Below are 4,615 nucleotides of genomic sequence, written 5' to 3' on the forward strand. Positions count from 1 at the left end.
CGATTGCGCACTTGTTATGGTGAACTTAATGTTAATAGGAATGCTTATTGTCTGGGTGTCTATGCCATCTTCGATTAATGCCGTCTGGTTTCAGGCGCTATTTAGCGCGACTCCGATGAGCCGGTGGCCAGCGCGTTGACGTCTTCCATGGTTATCGAATGTGATGAGCGTATCCAGGCAATCGACACCGTGGACGCAATGCCCGCGACATGCTCCGGTCTGTCAGCCACTGATGCGGTGCGGCAAATCAATGTAAGGTTTGGTCGGCATCCGCTCAGTGCGCAAACCCACATCGTCGGCTTTCTATCGATGATTTCACCATGCTTGCTTGGATGGAACGCAAGTAGCGAATTTATAACTCACACTAAATGACTATATTGAAACAGTGAATTAGACGAATTTTATTAGGTGTGCGAGTGGCCCGCCTGATTGCCGTTAGTCGGAGAAATTGAGCATAGAATAAAAGGATATCGAAATAAATTAAACGCTCATGTCAAAAGCCTATTCCGGCCGCTTACCTTTGCATGTCGGTGAAGTAATTGATCTTTTATCTGCTGCTACTCGTAGTTAGGTCTAGGCGTCGTATTTTGGCAGCGATCGCTTCAGGTGTAGTCGAGGGGGCTTCGAATTGACCGTTCGTTCAAACTATCTGGACCGGCTGAAGCGGCGGACGTATACGGCGAAAGGAGCATTGGGCATACGACGCGGCAAGAATGCAGCGAAGCAGATCGTCTAAGTGGCAAAAAGCAATGCAAGCGCCGCATCGAAGTGCGTTGTGAAGCAATGGTCGGCTGCGCAGCAAAGAAGAAAAAGCGGGCGCTGACCACTTTCCTTTGCGCGCCGTTTCCTCGCAACGCAATAGCGCTTCTTCCTCGATCACGTCGCGGCGACGCAAAACGCCAGCAATCCCGCCGTGACCTCGTCGATGATCTTTTTCATTTCCGGATACGGCGGGTGAAACGGCGTTGGATTGGAAGGGCTACCCCATTCAATCGTATAGGAATACACCTTCGTCTTGGTTGAATCTACGAGATGGCGGCTGAAGGCGTAGTCATCGGATGTGCCCGCCGTCGGATAAAGGCTCATCGCCTGCTCGGTGCGGTACGTCCTTCCGCGCACGGCCTTGATGGCATCGCGCATCTTGTTCGCCAGCCCGACCGCGATCTTCCGGTCCGCGGCGGCGAAATATTCTCGATAGACGGTATCGTTGGCGATGCCACGCTTTCCGTCGAAGGAGGCGTTGCGGAAGTTCATGGCCGGCTTCGTCGCCTGGTTCACGTCGTCGCCCCAGTTGTACAGGATGACTTCCGAATAGCTGTGGATGTCGACGAAGTAGTGGATATTCGGGAAGCTGTCGAACATCCAGATTACGTTCTTCGTTTCAGGTTCGGAGGCCGCCTTCGGGCCGATATACACATCGTGATCGCACGGATCCACCGAATTGGCAATAGGGCAATCCGGGTGGAAATAGGCCGGGAAATCCCAGAGAAAATCGTAATTCCGGTTGAGGTCCACGCCGACGCATTGTGATTCGGAATGGCCGCTTGGCGCGGGCCGCCGGTTTTTTCGCCACATCGGCTCGGTCACCATGCTGTAGTTGCGTCCGTCTGGATTGGCCTGCGGAAAGACATAGATATCCTTGGTCTCGACGATGGCCTTGATCTGCGCGGCGGAGAATTTCTTGGGGCCGATCGTAATGCCCGTATTCGTACGATAGGCGTCGGTGAGCAGTTGCATGAAGTGGATCAAAATGTCGGGGCTGCCCCATTCGCGCGCATGGACGCCGCCGAGCAGAAAGATCCCGGCGCGGTCCTGTCCCGTGCCCTTGCCGATCCTGAGCGAATTGCAGACGCGCTTCTCCCACGTCTTCTTCGGCAGTTTGATCAGCTTGGTGAACGCCTTGTTTGGCGCCGCGGCGATGGCGGCGAGCGCCGCCTCGACCTCCGCAACGTTCAGATAGGCGTTGCTCGTGGCGACACTCAATGCTTCGGCAGAAACCGCCAGTTCCGTGACCTTGCGAGTCTCCTTCTGGCGCGCTTTGCTGGCCTTGTCGGTATCCTCGAGGCGCTCGACCGTATAGCCTGCCGACTCGAGCGCGCGAATCTGCGCGCCGCTCGCGTGCCCGTCGACGCAATAGCCGTTTGCGACCTGCTCTACCGAGTGCCGCGCGACCATGACCTTGTACTTGCGCACCAGGTCGGCCATCGCGTCGTAGTCAGGGCCGGTGATCCTTGCGTGATAGCGCGGCATGATGCGTCTCCGTTCAATATGCCGGTCCTTCGGCGGCGAACCGAAAGCGGTATCGATAACTGAGAGCTTAGTGCAGGTTTGCCACCTTTTGACGGCCGATAGCAAGTATGTCGCCGCCAAGACGCGAATGACGCGATTATTGCCGTTTCGGTCTGAGCGGACCGTGTGTGGTTACGTTGACGAAACAATGCGCCTTGACCCCGCGCTTCTCGAGCGATGAAGGCCGCTCGTCACGCGCTCAGCGTATGCAGCGCCAGTCGATGCGAATGACCGTCGACAGCGCCGCGTCACGATGATTGCGCAAGGTGTCGCAGGAGTTCGGACGCGTGAGCACGTCGAGTGCTGCGTGACGAAAACGACGCCACGATCCCGGCGGGAAGCTCGCGCCCGAATATGGGTCGTAGCGCTGTATGCAATTCTCCGGTTCATGGCCGCGGCGTATTTGCGCTGACCAAAATTGCCGCTGGCGTGCCAATCGTCGGGTACAAGGGCAAACTCGTCTCATGGCGACAAGTACAACGCGCCTACGAGCGTTCTCTGGCTCCTGTGCGCGATTCTGTTTTTCATCGTGATAGGCACGAGCACGGTCGGATTCTGGCAGCCGACGATCATCCGTAGCTCTGGCGTCAAGGACCCGCTCATGATTGGCCTGCTCACGACGATTCCCTATCTCGCCGCGCTCTTCGGCATGCTCTACGCGGGACGCAGTTCGGACAGGCTGCGCGAACGCCGCTGGCATGCGATCGTGCCTGTGCTGCTGTCGATTCCGGGGTTCCTGCTCTGCGCGCTGGGCGGTCACGACCCCGTGCTCGCGATGATCGGGCTGACCATTGCGACCGCAAGCATCATCACGTCCCTGCCGATGTTCTGGGCATTGCCGTCCTCCTTCCTCGGCGGTGCGGGTGCGGCGGCGGGCATCGCATTGATCAACTCGACGGGCAATCTCGCAAGGTTCGTCGGACCGGCCTTGCTGGGCTGGCTACAGAGCACTACGCATTCGCTGGCCGCGGGGCTGATTCTCGTGTCGGCCAGTTTGCTGATCGCTGCCCTGATGATTCTGATCTGGGTGCCGGCGAAGATGGTGAACCGGTGATATTTGGCTTCGAGAATGTGTGTCCCGAGCCACGCTCAGCGCTGGCGTGAAGGCATGGCTTACGTCCGCGTGCAGGCATGGTGCGCGATTCGAAGCCATTTGAAACTGTATCGCTGAGCTTCGGCTCCTCAGTTGGCCGTCCGACATTTACTCGACATGGTCGCTTTGAGAACGGAGTAAATTTCAGATCGACCTTTCACGGTGAAAACTGCATTCACGCGATGGAAGCCGACGTCGTCCGTGTGTTGAGAACAAAGGTTGGCTTTTTGCTGGTGAGAAGGTGGTTCGATGCTCTTGGCCGTTGCTGGCCTCAAGGTTCCGATCGAACATGTCCAAGTGCTTCTCGAATCGTTCGATGACTGCCATCCGAGGGTCCGGTCAGCAGGTACGCCACCATACTCGCGCGGAAGCTGCGCGCTCCTCCACGAAGCGTGCTCGCGTTCCTGAGAGACGCTGGCCTGGTAGACGAAGGTCTGCCAAGGCCCGCCCCTGCGGCGCAGGAGGCCTTGTTCTAACGCGGCAGCTGAGTTTGGTATCGAAAGATCAATTCGCGATAACAAGCAAGACGGCCATCCGGCACTACATCCATTGATCGTCTGGATGCGAATTCCTGTTGCGCGGCAGGCGCGCTTGAAAGGCGAAAGCCGGCGCGGGCGCCAGTCCCGGCGTCGCGCGGGCGCGAAAAGAGAGAGTTCGGGGCTCAACGCAAGGCGGGGTCGCCAGTCGATTAGTGCACCGCAGCAATTTATGTTACAATTGACACCTGCGCGATTTTGCGCGCCGTCTCAAACCGGCCCCTTTTTATGCGGGCCGCGTCCTTCGCTCGCTGCGATCTCTGCAAATTGTCTGCGCCTGAAACCGTGATCTTGTTCGTGGCGCGCAGGCCGCGATGATTGTGTCCACTGTCGCGCGCCGTCGTCGAGCAAACCTGTCGAGGAGAATTAATGGCAAGTCTTTACCGGGAAGATTCAGGACCAGACAAGGCAGCATCAACTCGGAAAACCCCGGTCCGTCGCGCGTCGAAGGGCAAGCTCGCAGCCACCCTTGTGCCGATGGACGCCGCATCCACCGCGCTGGACGAAGAGCGTCAGCGTCAGATGCGTGCCCTGATCCAGTTGGGCAAGGAGCGAGGCTTCTTGACCCACGCGGAAATCAACGATCATCTGCCCGACAACATCGCGCAAACCGCTGCCATCGAAAGCGTTGTCAGCACGTTCAATGACATGGGCGTGGCCGTCTATGAGCAAGCGCCCGACGCGGAGACGCTGCTTT

General features: G+C 57.9%; 3 protein-coding genes. 2 read left to right on the top strand and 1 reads right to left on the bottom strand.

Going from position 1 to position 4,615, the window contains the following annotated elements; all coding sequences use genetic code 11:
- Window positions 1-876: 876 nt before the first annotated feature.
- Window positions 877-2,250, bottom strand: coding sequence for a M14 family metallopeptidase (locus tag BG61_RS37680; RefSeq protein WP_035937305.1), 1,374 nt, complete (start codon window positions 2,248-2,250; stop codon window positions 877-879).
- A gap of 640 nt (window positions 2,251-2,890) precedes the next feature.
- On the opposite strand from BG61_RS37680, the gene BG61_RS37685 reads away from it, so the two are divergent.
- Both BG61_RS37685 and BG61_RS37690 read left to right on the top strand, forming a co-directional pair.
- Window positions 2,891-3,343, top strand: coding sequence for an MFS transporter (locus tag BG61_RS37685; RefSeq protein WP_325099867.1), 453 nt, complete (start codon window positions 2,891-2,893; stop codon window positions 3,341-3,343).
- A gap of 944 nt (window positions 3,344-4,287) precedes the next feature.
- Window positions 4,288-4,615: RNA polymerase sigma factor region1.1 domain-containing protein (locus BG61_RS37690; RefSeq protein WP_193788609.1), on the top strand; the 328-nt coding region annotated here is incomplete at its 3' end.

Source organism: Caballeronia glathei (assembly GCF_000698595.1).
Classification (GTDB): domain Bacteria; phylum Pseudomonadota; class Gammaproteobacteria; order Burkholderiales; family Burkholderiaceae; genus Caballeronia; species Caballeronia glathei.